Annotated in this window: 16 protein-coding genes; 3 read left to right on the top strand and 13 right to left on the bottom strand. The window is 57.2% G+C overall.

The annotated features are described in order from the left end of the window. From VEZ38_RS09475 to VEZ38_RS09465, 3 genes are all read left to right on the top strand, one after another. A partial coding sequence (locus VEZ38_RS09475) for a sugar ABC transporter permease (RefSeq protein ID WP_324893109.1) occupies positions 1 to 438 on the top strand: 438 nt, incomplete at its 5' end. After that, on the top strand, positions 438 to 1,268 hold the full coding sequence (locus VEZ38_RS09470) for a carbohydrate ABC transporter permease (protein ID WP_324893108.1): 831 nt from the start codon (positions 438 to 440) through the stop codon (positions 1,266 to 1,268). The genes VEZ38_RS09475 and VEZ38_RS09470, both read left to right, overlap by 1 nt. Before the next feature lie 82 nt (positions 1,269 to 1,350). Beyond that, positions 1,351 to 2,685, top strand: coding sequence for an extracellular solute-binding protein (locus VEZ38_RS09465; protein WP_324893107.1), 1,335 nt, complete (start codon positions 1,351 to 1,353; stop codon positions 2,683 to 2,685). Between the two features lie 43 nt (positions 2,686 to 2,728). Here the strand turns inward: VEZ38_RS09465 and VEZ38_RS09460 are convergent, their stop codons facing one another. The 13 genes from VEZ38_RS09460 to VEZ38_RS09400 form a co-directional block, all read right to left on the bottom strand. Further along, positions 2,729 to 3,541, bottom strand: a complete 813-nt coding sequence (locus VEZ38_RS09460; protein WP_324893106.1) for a glycoside hydrolase family 16 protein — start codon at positions 3,539 to 3,541, stop codon at positions 2,729 to 2,731. 204 nt (positions 3,542 to 3,745) lie between these two features. After that, a complete protein-coding gene (locus tag VEZ38_RS09455; protein ID WP_324893105.1) occupies positions 3,746 to 6,037 on the bottom strand; it encodes an alpha-amylase family glycosyl hydrolase in 2,292 nt (763 codons plus the stop codon). Between the two features lie 72 nt (positions 6,038 to 6,109). Further along, positions 6,110 to 7,153 (bottom strand): LacI family DNA-binding transcriptional regulator, encoded by a 1,044-nt coding sequence (locus tag VEZ38_RS09450; protein WP_324893104.1) that lies wholly within the window; start codon positions 7,151 to 7,153, stop codon positions 6,110 to 6,112. A gap of 401 nt (positions 7,154 to 7,554) precedes the next feature. Then, positions 7,555 to 8,031 (bottom strand): GyrI-like domain-containing protein, encoded by a 477-nt coding sequence (locus VEZ38_RS09445; RefSeq protein ID WP_324893103.1) that lies wholly within the window; start codon positions 8,029 to 8,031, stop codon positions 7,555 to 7,557. Positions 8,032 to 8,084: 53 nt separating this feature from the next. Next, positions 8,085 to 8,477 (bottom strand): VOC family protein, encoded by a 393-nt coding sequence (locus tag VEZ38_RS09440; protein ID WP_324893102.1) that lies wholly within the window; start codon positions 8,475 to 8,477, stop codon positions 8,085 to 8,087. A 159-nt stretch (positions 8,478 to 8,636) separates the two neighbouring features. Then, on the bottom strand, positions 8,637 to 10,229 hold the full coding sequence (locus VEZ38_RS09435; protein ID WP_324893101.1) for a response regulator: 1,593 nt from the start codon (positions 10,227 to 10,229) through the stop codon (positions 8,637 to 8,639). Continuing rightward, on the bottom strand, positions 10,226 to 12,085 hold the full coding sequence (locus tag VEZ38_RS09430; protein ID WP_324893100.1) for a sensor histidine kinase: 1,860 nt from the start codon (positions 12,083 to 12,085) through the stop codon (positions 10,226 to 10,228). The genes VEZ38_RS09435 and VEZ38_RS09430 overlap by 4 nt, the downstream gene beginning before the upstream one ends. 40 nt (positions 12,086 to 12,125) lie before the next feature. Then, positions 12,126 to 12,953 carry a carbohydrate ABC transporter permease gene (locus VEZ38_RS09425; protein WP_324893099.1) on the bottom strand — a complete coding sequence of 276 codons (828 nt, stop codon included), beginning with the start codon at positions 12,951 to 12,953 and terminating at the stop codon, positions 12,126 to 12,128. Next, the gene (locus tag VEZ38_RS09420) at positions 12,953 to 13,834 is read right to left on the bottom strand and encodes a sugar ABC transporter permease (protein WP_324893098.1); all 882 of its coding nucleotides are present in this window, start codon (positions 13,832 to 13,834) and stop codon (positions 12,953 to 12,955) included. Before VEZ38_RS09420 ends, VEZ38_RS09425 begins: the two co-directional genes overlap by 1 nt. 73 nt (positions 13,835 to 13,907) lie before the next feature. Beyond that, a complete protein-coding gene (locus tag VEZ38_RS09415; protein WP_324893097.1) occupies positions 13,908 to 15,314 on the bottom strand; it encodes an extracellular solute-binding protein in 1,407 nt (468 codons plus the stop codon). 263 nt (positions 15,315 to 15,577) lie between these two features. Continuing rightward, positions 15,578 to 16,201, bottom strand: a complete 624-nt coding sequence (locus VEZ38_RS09410; protein ID WP_324893096.1) for a TetR/AcrR family transcriptional regulator — start codon at positions 16,199 to 16,201, stop codon at positions 15,578 to 15,580. Positions 16,202 to 16,409: 208 nt separating this feature from the next. Further along, entirely contained in the window at positions 16,410 to 17,708 is a 1,299-nt protein-coding gene (locus VEZ38_RS09405; protein ID WP_324893095.1) for a sulfatase, read from the bottom strand. A gap of 39 nt (positions 17,709 to 17,747) precedes the next feature. Next, positions 17,748 to 18,820 (bottom strand): sulfatase-like hydrolase/transferase (locus VEZ38_RS09400; RefSeq protein WP_324893094.1); only part of this gene is annotated, 1,073 nt, incomplete at its 5' end.

Raw genomic sequence — 18,820 nt, 5'->3', positions numbered from 1 at the left:
TGGCTCGGTACCGCCGGCACGGCCTTCTGGGGCATCGTCATCGTGACGATCTGGCAATACGCCGGGTATCTGATGGTCATTTACATCGCCGCGCTGATGAACGTGCCGAGCGAGCTGATGGAGGCCGCGCGCATCGACGGGGCGACGAGGCTGCAGCTGCTGCGCACGATTATCGTACCGATGATTATGCCGGCGGTCACCGTATGCCTGTTCCTCACTATCTCCTGGTCGTTCAAGGTGTTCGATCTGAACCTGTCGCTCACGAAGGGCGGTCCGTTCGGTTCGACGGAATCCGTCGCGCTAAACATCTACCAAGAGGCGTTCCGAAATAACCGATACGGCATCGGCACCGCGAAGGCGCTCATCTTCTTCGTCGTCGTAGCGATCATTACGACGCTGCAGGTGTACTTCACCAAGAAAAGAGAGGTGGAGGCGTGATGAGATCCTCGTATTCCGTTCGCCTCCTCGGGCTGGATGCGGCCGGCCTATTGATCGCTCTGCTGTTTCTGGTGCCGTTCTACTTCGTCGGCGTCAACTCGGTGAAGAGCTTCGGCGACGTGCTGGCGAATCCGGCGGGCTGGCCGGAAGCGTTCCTGTGGAGCAATTATGCCCGCGTCTGGGACATCATGCGGTTCCCGAGCGCGTTCCTGAATTCGCTGCTGATCACGGCCGGAAGCAATATCGGCTTGATCGTCATCAGCTCGATGGCCGCCTATCGCATGGTTCGCCATCCGGGCCGGTTAAACAACACGCTGCTGTTCTTGTTCGTCGCGGCCATGGTCATCCCGTTCCAGTCGATCATGATCCCGCTCGTTCGCGTCGCCAGCGGGATGGGCATTATGAACAGCCTCTGGGGGCTCGGCGTCGCGTACTTCGGCTTCGGCGTCTCGCTGAATTTATTTCTCTATCATGGATTTATCAAGTCGATTCCGAAGGAAATCGAGGAGTCGGCGGTCGTCGACGGCTGCAACGCGTACGGCGTCTTCTGGCGCATCGTATTCCCGCTGCTAAAGCCGATGACGGTAACGGTCGTGCTGCTGAACAGCCTGTGGATCTGGAACGACTTCCTGCTGCCGCTGCTGTTCCTCTACGACCCGGAGCTGCGGACGATCCCGCTCGCGACGTATTCGTTCTTCGGGCAGTACACGAAGCAATGGGACCTGGCGCTCGCCGGGCTCGTGATGGGCGTCGCTCCGATCGTGCTCTTCTTCCTGGCGATGCAAAAGCATATTATCGCCGGCATTACGGCGGGCTCCGTGAAGGGATAAGTCGTCGCTCGATCGGTACCGGATTAGGCAACACGCATCATTTTCATATAAACTATATTCAATCTTGGGAGGTCTTTCGCACATGAAAAAATGGTTATCTACCGCGTTATCCGCAGTCCTCATGCTATCGTTCGTTCTGGCCGGCTGCGCCTCGAATACGGGCGGTTCCGGCGGCGGCTCTAACGCTTCCGGCGGCGGCGGCGGCGGCTCGAACGCCTCCGGCGGCGGAAGCGGCGAAGAAGTAACGATCAAGATGTTCCAGTTCAAGGTCGAGATCGCCGAGCAATTGACGAAGATGATCGAAGAATACGAGGCGCTTCACCCGAACGTCAACATCGAAATCGAGACGGTCGGCGGCGGCGCGGATTACGGCGCGGCGCTGAAAGCGAAGTTCAACTCCAACGACAAGCCGGACATCTTCAACAACGGCGGCTTCTCGGACTTGGAACTGTGGCACGAGCATCTCGAGGATCTCTCCGATCAGCCATGGGTCGAGAACCTGGTCGAAGTCGCGAAGGAACCGATGACGAAGGACGGCAAGCTGTACGGCCAGCCGCTCAACCTCGAGGGATACGGATTTATTTATAACAAGGACCTGTTCGCGAAGGCCGGCATTACGGAGACGCCGCGTACGCTGTCCGAGCTGGAAGCGGCGGCGGAGAAGCTGCAGGCGGCGGGCATCCAGCCGTTCATTAACGGCTACGGCGAATGGTGGGTGCTCGGCAACCACTTCGTCAACATCCCGTTCGCGCATCAAGCCGATCCGGACGCGTTCATCGCCTCGCTCAAAGACGGCAGCGGGAAAATTCCGGGCAACGAAGCGTTCGAGCAGTGGATGCAATTGTTCGACCTGACGCTGAAGTACGGCGGCGAAAACCCGCTGCAGACCGACTACAACACGCAAGTAACCGAATTCGCGCTCGGCAAGGCCGCAATGACGCAGCAGGGCAACTGGACGCAAGTGGCCATCTCCGAGACGAACCCGGACATCAACATCGGCTTCCTGCCGATGCCGATCAACGACAATGCGGACGCCATGGATAAACTGCCGGTCGGCGTGCCGAACAACTGGGTCGTGCACAAGAACTCCGCCGTGAAGGAAGAAGCGAAGGCGTTCCTGAACTGGATGGTCAGCTCCGACGTCGGCCAGCGTTACATTACGGAAGAGTTCAAGTTCATTCCGGCGTTCAAGAACATCGAAGCCGACGAGAGCGTGCTCGGCCAGCTCGCGGCAGACATTATCGACTATAGCCAGCAAGGGAAGACGCTCAGCTGGAACTGGTTTAAGTTCCCGGGCGGCGAAGCGACGAGCAACGAGTTCGCGGACGCGATGCAAGCCTACGTCGGCGGACAGATGACGAAGGAACAGCTGCTCGAAGCGATGCAGAAGTCTTGGGAGACGTTGTCGAAGCAGTAAAGGTGCATAAAGAAACGGCGCGAACTTGTCCGCGCCGTTTCTTTTATATTTTCTGATAAAACCGGATATAATCGATATGAAATTCGCTCGGGTATACGGGACGCTGCTCGGATTCGTGCGCCGGCCGGGGGATTTCGTATACGTTCAGCATCAATTGCATGGGGTAATCGGGCGACTGCTTCGATGTATGAACGAGGGCGTTATCGATGTAGAAATTGACGCCCTCCGCGCTCCAGTCCACCGCGTAAATGTGGAACCGGCTTGCGTCGATCGGAAACTCGCGCTCGAAAAATTCGTCTTCGATCTTCGGATCGCCGAACGGGTGGATGCCGAAGCCGACCGTCGACCGCTCGGCGCCAGCGCTCTGATTCCAGCCTTTGAGCTCGAAGACGCAAATTTCGGCGGATCGCTCCGGACGGTCTTCGAAGCCGATCATCCAGAGCGCGCACAGATTATTGGGGTTGCGAAGCCCTTTCGCCCGCATTTCCAGATAGCCGTAGCGAGGCGTAAATAAGCGCGTCTCGACCTGCTCTTCGCGAACGCGGCATTTTTTGGAGAACCGATGCTGCCCGAGCTCGCTTCCGAGCGGTCCGGAATAAACGCCTGTCTGCAGATTGCTAACCTTAATGTTTCCATCGAATTCGGGACACCATGGCTCTTGATCTTCCGTAATTTGCAAAATCAGCTTACTGTCTTCGAAACGGTAATTCGCCTTGCTTCTCGCACGGCTGCTCCATTGAGGCAAATAATAGGGATACCACTTCGTATCGTCCAGATGATCCGAATCGAAATCATCCTCGAATACCAGCGCATAATTCGGCTTTTGCTTATCGTTCCTTGGGAAATCGCCTGACACGACAGCCGCTCCTTTACTCATGAGTTCTCTTTCGTTACATCCCCCACGTCCAACTTACCGCTCGTTAGTCCCTAGAGGGATATCCTTATTTTACCATACAGGAGAAACACGGACAGTGATGAAAAAATCCCCTCCGGTCGACAGTGTTTCTCACTGTCTGCCATGAGGGGATGATCCCGATAGTATTCTGTTTCTATTTACTCGTTACTGAAACGTATAAACCGGGGTATCGACCGCGCCGCTCGGCGAACTTGGCGACGTGAAGATTCGGTTGCCTCCGCTTTCCCAGACGACGTTGCCGTTTGCGTCTTTCTTTATAAACTTGAACTCGAACGTCGTTCCGGCCGGCACGCTGACCGGCAAAAACCATTCCGGATAGTTCGGGGTCATCATGGCTTCGGTCGACTTCGCCGGATCCCAGCTGCCGAGCTCAGGTAGACTGCCCACGATATGGACATTTTCGCCAAAGACGGTATTTGCGTTAACCTTAAAGATGACTTGGACTTGATCGCCCGAAAGCACTTCGTAACGGAACGGATTGCTCGTATTCGCGCCTTTCGTTACCGTGATGTTTTGCACGCCTGCCGGCGCGTTCGGAACGATCGCCTCGATCATCGTATCGGAGGCGGACACGACCGTCGCTGCCGTCGAACCGAACTTCACGGTGACCGACCCGCCTAACCCCGTGCCGTAGATGTATACGTGGTTTCCTGCGCGACCCGACGTCGAGACGACGTCGCCGATGCGCGGCACCGACGTGCCAAGCGATGGATTGTACGACCATACGTTCACTTCGCCGCCGCTAAGGGTGAAGCTGCCCAGTTGGCCGTTGGAGACGCTGATCGATTGGCCGAAGAGCAATCCGCCAAGCTGGTCGCTGTACGTTCCTGCAGGCAGCGTCGTGGACAGCGCCGGGACCGTGAAGCTTTGATCCGGCTGGCGGTTGACGGCCACGATCACTTGCTTGTCGTAAAACTGCCGCTTAAACACGAGTACATCGTTCGAGCTGTACATCACAGACGTCTCCCCGTACGCGACCGCGTCGTTGGCTTGACGGAGCGCCGACAGCTTCTTAATCACGTTATATGCGGTCGTCGTCTCGTCGAAGGAGGCGGACGTTTGCATAAACACGCGGCCGGCAATGTCGCTCGAGTCGGCGGAGGATAAGTATTGCTCCGTTCCGTAATAAATGTTCGGCGTTCCGCGCGAGGTAAGCAGCGTCGCAAGCGCAGCGTGGAACGGCTTGTTGTTCGGCTGAATGAAGCGGAAACGGGTCACGTCGTGATTGTCGAGGAACGTTACCGCTTGATTTTCGTAAATGTAGTCGGCGCTCGTTTTGATCATCATATCGCCGAAAGCGCTCATGGATTCGCTGAAATGGCCGAACGCATTCGTCGCGGCTCGGAAATACTCGAAATCCAAATTGTTGACCCCCGTACGGTCGGGGAACGTTCGGTACTCCTCATACTTCGGATCCGGGCGGCCGATGAAAAATTCGCCGAAATGGGATACCGGTCCGCCGCCTGCCGAGTCGATGGCGTCTTTGAAATTTTTGACGAAGGCCGGATTCATATGGAGCGTTGCGTCGTGGCGGAAACCGTCGATCCCCTTCGACTTCCAAAATAAGGCGGCCTTCTCTAAATACGCGACAACGGCTCCGTTTTCTTGCGAAAAGTCTGCCAGCGACCCGAGCTCCTTATGGCGGAAGCCGAACTTGCTGTCGTCTCCTGCCCGATCGCCGAGACCATGGAAGAAGCCGTTGACGTCGTTATGCGGATCCGCGACCAAATTTTCCACGCTGCCGTCGCCGTTCGCGTCGACCGGGTTGCCATTGGCGTCGAAGACGTAATTTCCGGAGGCGTCTTTGTCGGGTTCGTACAAGCGACCGTCTTCGGGAATGTTGCCTGCCGTCGGATTTTGCCAGCGGCTCGTATGATTGGAGACGAAGTCGATAATCAGCTTCATTCCTTGAGCGTGCAGTGCGTCCCGCAGCGCTTCGAACTCCTGCATCATGCCGAAATGCTTATTCGTCGCGAAATAGCTCCGCACATGATATCCATGGAAACTAGTCCAACGGTTGATGGAGCCGTCGGCTTGATGGTCGACGATTTCCGTGTCGCGATTCGCATACGGGGCGGAAATCCACACCGCCGTAATCCCCATGTTTTTGAGATAAGGGATTTTGTCGATAATGCCCTGCCAATCTCCGCCCTGGTAAAGCTTGAGATCGATGCCGTTGCCGAGACCGTTGCCGTCGGGGTCATCGAACAAGGTCGGGTCGAAGCCGGCAGGAACGTTGTTCGAAGGGTTTCCGTCCGCGAAACGATCGGTAATGATCTGATATACTGTATCCTTCGGCGTTAACGGGCCTAATGCGCCGGAGCTTGTTTCGGCTTCAGCCGTTTGAGGATGTGCAAGGGGACCGTAGCCCGTGAATACTAACGCAGCGGATAGCGATAACGCCAACCATTGTTTTTTCGTAAACGACTTCATCATTTCATCTCACCTTTCGAATGATATCGACTTCATGCCATTTGCGCAGCCGGAATCGGTCGGACTAGTTCTAGTTCATAAATCCCCTCCTTTCCGAATTGGGGCCGTGCTGCCGCGCACGATTAGCGAAACAGGCAGTACGACGGTGTTGCCGGATCGGGACGGTACGTTTTCGGTTTGTGCCATCAACAGTTCGACGGCTTTTTGTCCTTTCGCATGAATGTCCTGCCGGACCGTCGTCAGCGGCGGAACGGTATAAGAAGCGTACTGAATATCGTCAAAGCCCACGACGGACAAATCGCCAGGCACGCGGCAACCGTGCTCGGTCAAGCCGCGAATCAGTCCGATCGCCGACGCATCGGAGGTGGCGAATACGGCCGTAACCTTGGGTCGGATGGCGACAAGCTGCGACGAGGCGGCATAGCCGCCTTCCGGCGACACCGGGTGCTCAATGACGAGCGACGCGTCCGGCTCGAGTCCGGCCTCCATTAATGCTCGGATGTACCCTTGATACCGGTAATGGTTCACGCCTCCGCGCTTGATTCCGCCGGTAAGCAGCGCGATGCGCCGATGACCTAAATCGATAAGATGTCTTGTGGCTACATAGCCCGCTTCCTCGTCGCCGATCGTAATTTGATAAGCGTCGGCGTCCGATAAATAGCTATCCATAAATACGCAGGGGACCCTTAAAGATACGATCTTCGGCAAGAGGGGCGAATCATCGGAAATGCCGACGACAATGAGACCGTCCAAGCGACGCTCGTGGACGAAGGAGAACGTTTCGGTTTGCTCCGCCCCGACCAATATCACTTGAAGCGAACGATTGCGGGCGCTTTCTTCGATTCCGGAAACGAGCTGCCAATAAAAGGGGTTATCCTGCAGCCGCCCGCGCTCCATGAAAGGGACGACGACGGCGATCAACTGCGACTCTTTGTCCTTCAAGCTGCGCGCGACCGCGCTAGGCGTGTAATTTAAAGCGAGGACGGCTTCCTGGACCCGCTCCGCCGTATCCTGTGAAACGCGCCCCGTACCGTTGATCACGTTGGACACCGTCGCGACGGAAACGCCGGCAAATTTGGCAACGTCTTTAATTGTGGCGCGCGAACGATATTCCGACATAATGATCTCCTCAGCCATATGATTAAACGTTTAATCATTCGTTGGAATAATTATCTCTCGGCCTGAAAGCGTTGTCAATAGATCTAATTTAATAGTTCTAAATTCACACTGGAAACGGTCGTTCCGTTCATAGGAAACAACGAAAAGCCCTGGCAGCCGCCAGGACTATTTAATAGTTGTAGGTCTCTCGTTGATCGAATTCTAAGTTACTCCTTGATCGGAAGCAATACTTCTACTTCTTCTTCCAGTGTGAAGTCGCACTGTGTTTACATGCTTTAAACGCTTTCGCTACAAGCGTCTCATACTGATCGAATCTCCCCGTATGTTTAAAGCCGACGAAATGAAACTGAATGTTCGCCTTATTCCCTTCCAATGGTACACCCCCTCGATTGCATAACCTTTTACTTCAATGCCACGAATACATCAATTTCGTTATTCGGACTGTCAGGCTTGTACCTGTCGTCCCAGATTTCAAAATCGTATCCCCTAGGTTCGTTGCCCGTTTCCCGAATCCACTTCCCATACAGGTAGTCGTACGTTATGCCCAATTCGGATTCCAATCCTTGATGGGTGTAGGTAACATACTTGCTTTCCGGAACGGTATATTGGATCATCTCTGCCGGAACGCGATCCGCACTTGTGACTTCATAGCCGAATATTTGAGTGAACCGATCGACACGCGGATGAAAGCCGGGCTTCATTGGATATATCTGTATCAGTATCACATTCCCATTCGTCTGATTTGCAATTTCATCCTTACTTGAAATCAACGCATCGTAAGTCTGTTTTCCTAACCCTGCTTCTATTTCGTCAAGGTTGGCCTCGATCTTATAACCAACCACCGTAAACCCAGGCAACAAAATCTCCCTTGCTTCCAAGTCATCCCCTCCGAATCGGCAATGTTCATGCGTCTGCCGGTATGCCGCTTATGTTACTTGTACTGCACAAGCCCGAATCCGACACCTACCGGATCTACTAGGTATGCCAGATAATACTGATCGAACTCCATCTTCCCCCTGATCACATGAGCTCCCATGTCCACCGACTTGTTTATCGACTCGTCGATGTCGTCTACTTCGATTTGGATCCTCGTTCCATGGGGAAAATCATCGGGGCCCTGCGCGATCCCTCCATTGATTCCTGGTTTGCCGGATGCCCCCGTGATCGCGGAACGATACCCCCAGTTCGATTCCCCGACTTCCCAACCGAATACCGAGGAATAAAACGCTCCGGCTCTTTCCGGATCTTGACTGCTCATTTCGAATAAAACAACCCGTCCCGTCCGCCCCATCATCCATCCTCCATAAATGTAATCGTCATCCATACACCCACTATAACCGAATGTATGTTCCTGTGTAAACGCTTATTTTTCGAGGTCGGCGTTATGCAGGAGAGCGCGTTACAACAAAAAAAAGCGCCGTGCTTCTCACACGGCGCGAAAAAACCATTTTCATTGAAATAACGTAATCCCGATAGAAATGTCTTAGGCCGACGCGCCCCCGTCTCGCTGATTCGCTTCGCGAAACTCGGATGGCGTCATGCCGGTGTGCCGCTGAAACACCTTCGTGAAGTACCGCCGCTCCGCGTACCCGCTCAAGGCGCCGATCTTCGCGATACTCTTGTCGGTCAGGAGCAGCAGCGACTTCGCGAGCTCCATTCGCTGCCGGGTGACGTATTCGACGAACGTCTCCCCGAACTGCGTCTTAAACAGCAAGCTGAAGTAGCTGCAGCTGATGCCGAGATGGGTAGCGACTTCCTCCACGCCGATGTCCGACGCGAGCCGGCGGTCGATGTAATCTTTCGCGGACAGCATCAGCAGCTCGCCCGATTTTTTGTTTAACGCCCGCTCCATCGCATGATCGACGAGCAGCACGATCGATTCCATGACATCCTTGAGGCTCACCGTATGCTGCAGCTTCTTCCAGACGGATTCCTCTTCCGCCGGGGACACGACGTCCATCTCTCGCATCTCGCGCATCAGATGGATGACGGCGTAATGCAGCGCCGATTCCGGCAGCGCGGCGCGCTGCAGCCGCCCGAGCGCTTGATCGATGCGGCCGCGGTCCTGCTGGCGAAGGCCGGAGACCAGCCCCTCGAGGATCGACCACCAAGCGCCTTCCGTCTCGGGCTCCGCGTCCGCGGCTTCCGTAACCGCGAGCAGTCGGCTCGTGCCGGCATGCTGCAGGAAGCTGCGCTGCAGCCGCTTGTACGTCTCCGCCACCTCCGCGACGCGTACCGGCCGGGGGAAGACGCCGACGCTGACGCTCAGCTTCACGTTCGCCATGACAGCCGATTGGACCGCCTCCATCCAACGCGTCGTCGCATCGGCGTCGCAGGCGTCGGGTCGCCGCTCGATCAACACGCACCATTCACCCTCCCGGGCGTGCAGCGAGACGTATTTGATCGCGAACGGCCGAAGCGCCTCCTGAAGCACGTTGCCGACGGCGAAGTTCCACAGCCTGCGCTCCTTCTCGTCCCACGGCGCGGACAGCCGAGAGTATTGATCGACGTCGACGAGCATGACGACGTACGACGTGTCCTCCGCCCAGCCGTCCTCGTCGGCCAAGATACGCAGGGCGCCCTCCGGCGGAAAGCCCATCAAGACGTCATAGAGCGCCTTCTCGTAGGCGAGATGCGCCACTTTGTTCCAACGCTTCTCTCGCTTGAGCCGCTCCTCCCGTTCGGCCCGCTCGGATCGGATGGCGTTCGCTACGTGCCGCACCGTGCGCTCGAGCTGCTCGTAGTCGATCGGCTTGAGGATGTAATCCTTCACGCCGTGTTTCAGCGCCGCCCGCGCATACTCGAATTCCTGATAGCCGGTCAGCATCACCATTTCGCACGCCGCCCCTTCCGGAACCGCCCGCGCCTGCGCAAGGAACGCCATGCCGTCCATGACGGGCATGCGGATGTCGCACAGCGCGAGGTCCGGCTTGTGAGTTTTCAGCGCCTCGAGCGCCTCCGCGCCGTTCCTCGCCGTCGCGGCGATATCGAGCTGCATCTCGTCCCATGGGAGCACCGTTCGCAAGTTTTGAAGGATCGGCAGCTCGTCGTCCACCAATAATACCTTGAGTCTCATGCGTTCCCCTCGCCAGGTCCGTATTTGGGAATGGTACACCGGATGACTGTTCCGCGCCCGACGGCGGAGCAGACGAACAGGCCGTAGCGCCGCCCGTATTGAATGCGGATCCGGTCCGCGACGCTTCGAAGACCGAGGCCGCGGCGTTCCGGATTCGCGACGTCCGCCTCCGCCGCCGCGGCCGCCTCGTCCGAAGCCGCCTCTTCGTCCGAAACCGCCTCTTCGTTCGCAGCCGTATAGGCGAAACGCGAGAGCGTCTCGTTCGGCATGCCGACGCCGTCGTCCTCGACCGCGATCACGATACGGTCCCCGTCCGACGTCAACCGCACCCGAATGCGGCCTTGGCGATCCAAGCCGTCGAATGCGTGCTGGATGCAATTTTCCACGAGCGGCTGCAGCGTCAGCTTCTGAATCCAATAATCCATCAGCGCCTCCGGCGCTTCGATTTCGTATTCGAATCGGTCGGCGAAGCGGTACCGCTGAATGTCCATGTAGCTCTTCAGATGTTCGATCTCCCGCCGAATCGGAATTTCCTCGCGATCTTGAAAGCTGATCCGCAGCATATGCGCGAGCCGCAGCACCATCTGGCTTACCTTGCGCCCCTCGTTCTGCACCGCGAGCGCGTTGATCGACTCCAGCGTGTTAAACAGAAAATGCGGCTTAATTTGCGCCTGCAGCACGCGCATCTCCGCCTTCGTCTTGCGCTCTTGCTCGCGCTTTACCCGAGCGAGCAGCTCGTTCACCCTCGCGATCAAGCTGTTAAGTCCGCGGGCGAGGAGCGCCAGCTCGTCGTCGCCCTCCTCGTCCACGCGCAGCCCCAAATCGCCGCGCTCGACGAACCGCATGAAGCGAACGATGCGAACGATCGTCTTCGCGATCCGATTGATGAAGACGGCAAGGAACAGTACCGCCGACAGCAGCGACAGCAGCATAATGCCCGCGATCCATCGCGAATACACCGTGATCTCGTTCGACAGCGATTTCCACGACGTGACCGAAAGCAGCCGCCAACCTTCGTCCTTCAGCCGAATGGAAGAGACGACGCTGTCGACGCCTTCGAAGTCGAGCCGCTCGCTCCGATACGCCGCTCCGTCGGCGACGTCCGCCCCGTCGGCCTTGAACGCCTCGAGTACGCGGCCGCCCCGGTCCCCCGAGCTGTCGTACAAGACGAGGCCGTCGGCGTTGACCAGATAATAGCGGGTGTCGTAGACGTCTTCGTTGAAGCTGAAATACCGGAACACGCCTTCGATGGCGGAGTTTTTAATTTGCACGAGCAGCATGCCTTCGTTGCGCAGCGTACCGATATCCTTCACGACGCGGATTTGCGTGAAGACGGGCTCGGCGCCGGTCAGCTCGGGATGCTCGTAAGGCCCGACCCACTTCGGAAGGCCGTTCCGCGCGATCACCGCCTCGTAGATCGGCTGCAGCCGGAACGTCTCGAACGGGAGCGCGGCGAAGCTTTCCTTCGAGTAGATGCGCACGATTCGTCCGTTGTCGAGATTGTACATGAACGCATAGCTGACGGACGGGTGATTCACGAGCAGCTCCCGGAAGTTGCGCTGCGTCTCGTTCAGTTCCAGATAACGAATGGCGTCGACGTCCTCGGACGTGTACGACGGACTGCGCAAGACGTCCTGCACCGCGGTGCTCGCGATCGTACTGTCCGTCACCTTGTCCATCTCCCGAAAGACGAAGTCGATGTTTTGCCCGAGCGCCCTCAGCGTAATCTCCGCCTGCTGCGAATACTTCTTCTCGATCGTGTCGGCGACGAAATAATACGCCAAGACGCCGAGCAGGACGAGCGGAGCGATGATGAAGGCAAAGAACGCCGTGAACAGCTTCACCCGCAGCGACATGCGCGCATCCCCCTCGCTCCTTCCGACCGGCGAACAGCGATTAGCCTTTCACGCTGCCCGCCGTAATGCCCTCGATAATTTTCTCCTGCAAAAAACCATACAGCGCCAACACCGGCAGCACGCTGAACACGATGCCCGTGCAGATGAGCGCGTAATCGGTCTGATACGCGTCGCGGAAACCGACCATCCCCGTCGGCAGCGTGCGCAGCGCCTCCTTGCTGATGAAGAAGTTCGCCAGCAAATACTCGTTCCAGACGCCGAGGAAGTTGACGATGAATACCGTCACGAGCGCAGGCACCGTCACCGGCAGGACGATCTGCGCGAACAACCGGACCGAGCCGAGGCCGTCCACGATCGCGGCTTCCTCCAGTTCGCCCGGAATCGACCGCATGAACGCCGCGATCAGCAGCACGCTGATCGGCAACGCCCCGGCCGTATAAGGCAAGTATAACGACCAATGCGTATTCAGAATACCTAAATCTTTCACGAGAATATACTGCGCGATGAACAACACATTACCTGGAATAAGCATGCCGATCAAGACGAATTGATAAATCCAGCGACTCGTCCGCGTCAGCTTCATCCGCGCGAGCGCGAACGCCGTCGCCGCCGCCAGCAGCACGCCGGACATCGACGAGGCGAACGACAAATACAGGCTGTTGAAGAAGTAGACGTTGATTTTCGCCTTCACCCACGCTTCGGCGTAATTTTCGAACATCCAGCGGCTCGGCAGGCCGAACGGGCGCTCCGCGATCTGCAAATTGTCCTTGAACGACGAGAAGACGACGAAGACGAACGGAAACAACACCGCGGCGACGTAAAGCAGTAAGACGACGTGGGGAAGGGAACGCCTCAGCGCGGTCTGCATTACGATTCCGCCCTTTCCATCCGCCGGACGATCAGCAGCTGGTATAGCCCCGTAAGCAGCAGCGCGAACGCGAAAATGATAATCGACAACGCCGTTCCGTAGCCGTACTCGCCGTAATTGATCGCCTTGGTCACCATGTAGGACGCCATCACCTCGGTGGAGCCGACCGGGCCGCCGTTCGTCATGACGAGCACGATGTCGACGACCTTCATGGCGCCCGCGATGGACAGCATGATGACGACGGAGACGATGGGGCGGATCAGCGGCACCGTAATGCGAACCGCCTTCTGCCAGCCGGAGGCGCCGTCGATTTCGGCCGCCTCGTTCAACTCCTTCGGAATGGCAAGGATGGCCGCGAGCACGAGGACGATGAAGAAGCCCATCCACTGCCAGGCGTTCGTCGCGAGCACGGCGAACAGCGCCCATTTCGTATCGGCCAGCCAATAGATCGGTTCGATGCCGACCCAGCCCAGCATTCGGTTGAGCGGGCCGACCTCGGGTTGATAAATAAAGCCCCAGAGAATGCCGATGACCGACGTCGACACAATCGACGGCACGAATACAGTCGTTTTGTAGAACCCTTGGAACTTCTTCACATGGCTAATCAATACGGCGATGAAAACGATCAACGGCACCTGCACGAACGCCGCGAACAGGATAAAGACGATGTTGTTATAGATCGCGTTGACGAAGTCGTCGTCGCCGAACGCCTCCGCGAAGTTGCCGAAGCCGACGTACCGCGGGTCGTCGAGTCCGTTCCAATCCGTAAAGCCGTAGAGCAGCGACGTCGCCATAGGGTAGACGAAAAACAGCACGTATAAAAGCAATGTCGGCACGACGAACAGCGCATAGACGCCCGGATGCCTCAGCGTATCCTTCATTGGCGCGATTCTCCTTTCCGAAGCCGCGAAGGCGCCCCCCGTCATCCGCTCGGGCGGCGCCTTCGGCTTTCCGCTATTGCGCGGCGTTCGCCGCATCCTGCACCTTTTGCAGCGCTTCGCCGACTTCCTCCGGCGACGCTTGACCCGCGATCAGCTTTTGGATTTGCGCTTCGGATTCCTTGTACACGTCCGATTGCACGACGGAATCGAAGTGCGAGAACGCGCCGCCCGCGTTTTTCATGAGATTCATAACCTCTTTCACGATCGGGTCTTCGACCTTCGAGAGCGCCTCGTCGGAAAGCTTCATCGAAGGCAGGACGCCGTCCTCGAGCAGGCCGCGGAGCTGCATGTCGTCGTTATACAAGTTCTTAATGAACGCCTTGACCGCCTTCCGCTCGTTGTCGTCGAGGTCCGCCGAGAAGCCGTAGCCGTTGCCGTAGTTGCCGTTCACGTACGTTTGGTCGCCGACGCCGTTCGGGACGGCCGGCATATTGAAGTACCCGACCTTGCCGGTCAAATCGAACGCTTGCGCCGGATCCTTGAATACGGAAGAACGCCAGCTGCCGTCGAACATCATGCCGGCCTTGCCGGTGACGAACTGATTCAGCATATCCGCGTATTCGAGGCCGAGCTCGCCTTTGGTGAAATAGCCCTTGTCGACCCATTCCTTGTATTTCGCGAACGCCGCCACGACTTCCGGCGAGTTCCATTTTGCCTGGCCGGACAGAAAGCCGTTGATGGAATCCGGACCCGCATACCGCCCGATCATCGTGTTGACCATCATAAGCGGCACCCATGCGCCCTTCGAGCCCATCGCGAACGGCGTTACGCCGTTGCCCTTGAGCGTCTCCGCGGCCGCTTCGAGCTCTTCCCACGTCTTCGGCGGCGCGATGCCGTACTGTTCGAACATCGTCTGATTGTAGTAGAAGCCTTCCGTATTGCCGCCGATCGGCAGTCCGTATACCTTGCCGTCGAGGGTAAATTGGCTCAGGTTTAGGAACTTGTCTCGGATGCCGAGCTCGTCGAGAATCGGCGTTAAGTCGAGGAGCCGTCCCGCCTTCGCATATTTCAGCGCGTCGCCCGTGCCGCCGAACAGGTCGAAGATGACCGGAGGATTGCCCGCCGCCATCTCCGCCGGGAGCTTCGTGAAGCGGTTGACCTGATCCTCGACCCCGTCGAGCTCGAAGGCGAGCCCCGGAATTTCCGCTTCGGTCGCCGCTACGACGTCGTCGAGGATCGCCTTGCGGAATTTCTGCGCTTCGCCGATTTGGATGTGCCTCAGCGATACCGTGAACGGTTCGACCGCTTCCTGCTTCGGCGCTTCGGCCGCCGGCTTCTCCGTCGCCGGCTGCTCCGCCGCCGGCCCCTCCGCCTCCGCCGTCTGTTCCGCCGGCTCCGCCCCGCCGCCCCCGGCGCACCCCGCCAACGTCGTCGAGACGCCAAGCGCAACAATAAGCAATGATTTCATCTTTAGGTTCATATCGCTTCCGGACCTCCCCATTTCGAATCGCAACGCTTCGTTGCAACTTCATTATAAAACCCGCGGTCGGCTCCCCGGCAGGTTCATATTTATATCATCGGGGGATAAATTCGTCTACAGCGAGCGCGGCCGCCGACCATACCGAAGCGGAACCGAGCGGGCCGCGGCCGCCGCGCCTCGTACACCTCTGGCGGGGGCGCGCATCCCGGCTTCCATATGCCGATTCCTCCTTCGTCTTCGGGACGGCATTGGGGTCGGCATCGTCAGGCATCGGTCGTCCCGTGCTTCGTTCTTGCATCGCGTACGAGCGCCTCGAGCGCCCAGGCCAGCGTCTCGCCCGTCTCTTCGTTCGATAAGCCGAACCGCGTGCGCAGCGTCACCCAGGCGTTGGAGCTGCTTAGCAGACGCATCGCCGCAGCCGCGCGCCGGGCGAAAGCCGGGTCCAAGCCGGGCAACTCCTTCCGGAGCAGCTCGAGCATCGCCTCGTCGCGGCTTTGCATCCCCCGGGGTACGATTTGCAGCGCGGTCAACGCGCGAATGACGGCGGCGGCCGTGTCGAACCCTTCGTCCGATTCCTCGGCGTACGCGCGCTGCCCTTGCGCCAACTCGTCGAGGCTCGCGGGCGACAGGGGGAACGACTTACTAAACTTCGCTTGTCCCCACTCGTACAAGCCTTCCAACAGCGCTTCCCTCGACGGAAAATGCTTATACACCGCCCCATAGGAAATGCCGGCTCGCGTCGCCACCTCCTGCACGCTGAAGTGAGGAAGATTCCCTTCCGCGACGAGAGAAGCCGCCGCATTCAAAATCGCAAGGCGAGTTTGCTCCTTCTGCCGCTTGCGCAATTCGCTGGTGTACGACTTGTGGGACTCGGACGACGGCTTCATTTTCAGTAAACATCTCCACTATTTAGTATAGAAAATATCACCTAATATTTTTCCATAATATTCCTCCCCCTTGCCCTTCGTCAAGCCCTCTTCGCTTCGATTCGACATAAAAAAAGCAAACTCCCGAATTCCATAGGAACAAAGGAGTTTGCTTGCGATCTGAAACAACCGTTCAGAAAGTAACCTATCCGCGAAACGACAAAGCCATTTAAGCAGGACCGCCCAACACTTTCCCGCCCTCCGGCAAAGGTACGGGACCGTGAAGAATCGGATCGCCGGTCTCCCTCATCCAACACGCCAGGCGCCCTGCGAGCTCTTCTTTCACCGCTTGATGCCGGGCATCTTCCGCTAAATTGACTCGTTCGACCGGGTCCAGAAACAAATCGAATAATAGTTCCGTGGGGCGCGTATGCTGCAGCAAGCCGTGATCGACCACGAACGTCTTCATCCCGCTTCGATCCAGATTCACGGGAACATACTTTTGATGATCGTCGAAGTATTTAATGTATTTATATCGTTCCGTCCGAATGCAGCGCATCGGCTCGTAGCCGGCATGATAAGTGACTTCCGCGAAGACTTCGTCCCGAATTCGGTCGGACTCTTTCTTCAACAAGGGCAGAAGCGAACGTCCCTGCAACCATTCGGGAGACTCCAAACCCGCCATCTCGCAGATTGTCGGAAATATGTCGATATGCGAAACTAACGCGTCCTCCGCTTCGCCCCGGCGCAGTCGTTCCGGGGTACGCACGATTAAGGCGACGCCGATCCCGGTATCGTACAGATTGCATTTCATTTGCGGGAACGGCAATCCATGGTCCGTCGTGAAGATCACCAGCGTCTCCCGACCCAGCCCCGCCTCATCGATCGCGTCGACGACGATGCCCGCGCACTGGTCCATAATTTTAGCCGACGTCATGTACCCGGCCATTACTTCACGGGTTTGTTTGTTATCGTGGAACGGGTGCGGCGGCATCAAGTAGTTCGGGTTGAATTCCGAGCTAGGCGCAGGGAAGTTCAAGTGCGTGTTAAACATCCCGAAAGACAGGAAGAATGGCTCGGACGCGCCTTTCCGCTCCCGGATATATTCCGCGACGGCGTTGGCGTTGTACATATCGTAAGTGATCGAATCAAATTCGAAATCGGCCATGTCCACTTCGGGATTTCCTAGAATCCGTTGGTATCCGATCATCCCGATATCGGGCGCCTCGTGTTGTATGCCCGCTAGAGCCGTTTCATACCCGTTCCGGTTCAAATATTGGACAAGATGCTGCCGGTAATCGTCTAGTTGAAAGCCTAGGTGCGCCAATCCCAACATGCCTGAGGAATGGGGAGCCATGCCCGTCAGGAGAGCCGCCCGACTCGGCGAGCAGGTCGGCCCCCCGCAGTAAGCATGACGAAATATAATGCTTTCCTCCGCCAATTTCATTAAATTCGGCGTCGGCACGGCATGCCCGTAAGGCTGAATGTAGCGGCCGGTATCATGAGAATGGATATATACGATATTCATTGGGTCGTTCCTCTCCTTAGACTCCTGCCTGCCTTATCTCTATCCAATATCCGGCAGTACGAACGTATCTCCCGTCTCGCGAATCCACTCCGCCAGACGCTCCTGCAGCTCGCGACGTTTCTCTTTATAGAAAACATTGTGCGCAAGATTGACGAACTCGTACGGGTCCTCTTTCAGATGAAACATGAGCCATGGCTGGTTCTCGAGAGCGATGTACTTCCATCCGTCGCGGGTGACGATGCCTCGGAATGGGCGATCCACCCCTTCTTCGAGAATAATGCCTTTCAAGTTCGAAGTCGGAATCGGCAGACTGAGGTAGGCGCTGTCGGGAACATTATGCTGTACGGCGGACTCGTTCAGAATGAAGGTCGAATAATCGGTGCCGTCCATCCCTTCGGGTTTCGGAATGCCGCAAAGCCCCAACGTCGTCGGAGCGATATCGACATGGTTAATCGGAAAATCCAGTTTTTTGGTCTTGTAGCTTTTCCGAGTCGGTCCCCCGACGATGAACGGAATCCGAATCGACTCTTCCCAGGGCGCTTGCTTCCGGAATTGACCGTGCGAGCCGTGTAAATCGCCATGGTCGCTAAAAAACATAATTTGTGTGTTTTGGTCTAACCCCAACTCAAGCAGCGTCTCTCGGATGCGGCCGACATTCCAATCGATTCGCTCGATCGCCGCATAATAACCGGCCAATTCTTCCCGAGTCCGATCCGTAATGCTCGTGACGTCCGGTACGTTCGGACGAAGCTTCAAGGCAGCGGGATTGTAGTTTTTCATGGTTTCCGCCGGCGCGACGTAAGGGTCATGAGGAGGCTGTACCGACAACGAAGCGAAGAATGGTCGACTTTCGCCGCCTGCGGCATAATTTCGCAGCCAGTCTATCAAAATATCCGTCAGCCCGTCCGTCTCGTAACGCGGCAGCCGATAAGAAACGGTCCTGCCTTCTTGTTCCCCGTGAACCCAACAATGAAACGGCTGATTGTTGTTTTCGTATGCCCACCAATCCTCGAATCCCGCTCTTCGTTCCTTCGGGATAACCCGCTTATCCTTTTTGTTTTCCTCCAGCGTTAAATCCAGTTCCGGGCGGTCGCCGTCCAAATGCCACTTCC

The organism is Paenibacillus sp. (assembly GCF_035645235.1).
Lineage (GTDB): Bacteria > Bacillota > Bacilli > Paenibacillales > YIM-B00363 > Paenibacillus_AE.
This window is presented reverse-complemented; position numbering and strand designations above follow the sequence as displayed.

What these genes read in the sequence shown, in the direction of transcription:
- VEZ38_RS09470 (WP_324893108.1), top strand. Translation starts at nt 438, where the DNA reads ATGAGATCCTCGTATTCCGTTCGCCTCCTCGGGCTGGATGCGGCCGGC.
- VEZ38_RS09410 (WP_324893096.1), bottom strand. Translation starts at nt 16,201, where the DNA reads ATGAAGCCGTCGTCCGAGTCCCACAAGTCGTACACCAGCGAATTGCGC.
- VEZ38_RS09420 (WP_324893098.1), bottom strand. Translation starts at nt 13,834, where the DNA reads ATGAAGGATACGCTGAGGCATCCGGGCGTCTATGCGCTGTTCGTCGTG.
- VEZ38_RS09440 (WP_324893102.1), bottom strand. Translation starts at nt 8,477, where the DNA reads ATGGATGACGATTACATTTATGGAGGATGGATGATGGGGCGGACGGGA.
- VEZ38_RS09455 (WP_324893105.1), bottom strand. Translation starts at nt 6,037, where the DNA reads ATGATGAAGTCGTTTACGAAAAAACAATGGTTGGCGTTATCGCTATCC.
- VEZ38_RS09415 (WP_324893097.1), bottom strand. Translation starts at nt 15,314, where the DNA reads ATGAACCTAAAGATGAAATCATTGCTTATTGTTGCGCTTGGCGTCTCG.
- VEZ38_RS09435 (WP_324893101.1), bottom strand. Translation starts at nt 10,229, where the DNA reads ATGAGACTCAAGGTATTATTGGTGGACGACGAGCTGCCGATCCTTCAA.
- VEZ38_RS09405 (WP_324893095.1), bottom strand. Translation starts at nt 17,708, where the DNA reads ATGAATATCGTATATATCCATTCTCATGATACCGGCCGCTACATTCAG.
- VEZ38_RS09465 (WP_324893107.1), top strand. Translation starts at nt 1,351, where the DNA reads ATGAAAAAATGGTTATCTACCGCGTTATCCGCAGTCCTCATGCTATCG.
- VEZ38_RS09425 (WP_324893099.1), bottom strand. Translation starts at nt 12,953, where the DNA reads ATGCAGACCGCGCTGAGGCGTTCCCTTCCCCACGTCGTCTTACTGCTT.
- VEZ38_RS09450 (WP_324893104.1), bottom strand. Translation starts at nt 7,153, where the DNA reads ATGTCGGAATATCGTTCGCGCGCCACAATTAAAGACGTTGCCAAATTT.
- VEZ38_RS09430 (WP_324893100.1), bottom strand. Translation starts at nt 12,085, where the DNA reads ATGTCGCTGCGGGTGAAGCTGTTCACGGCGTTCTTTGCCTTCATCATC.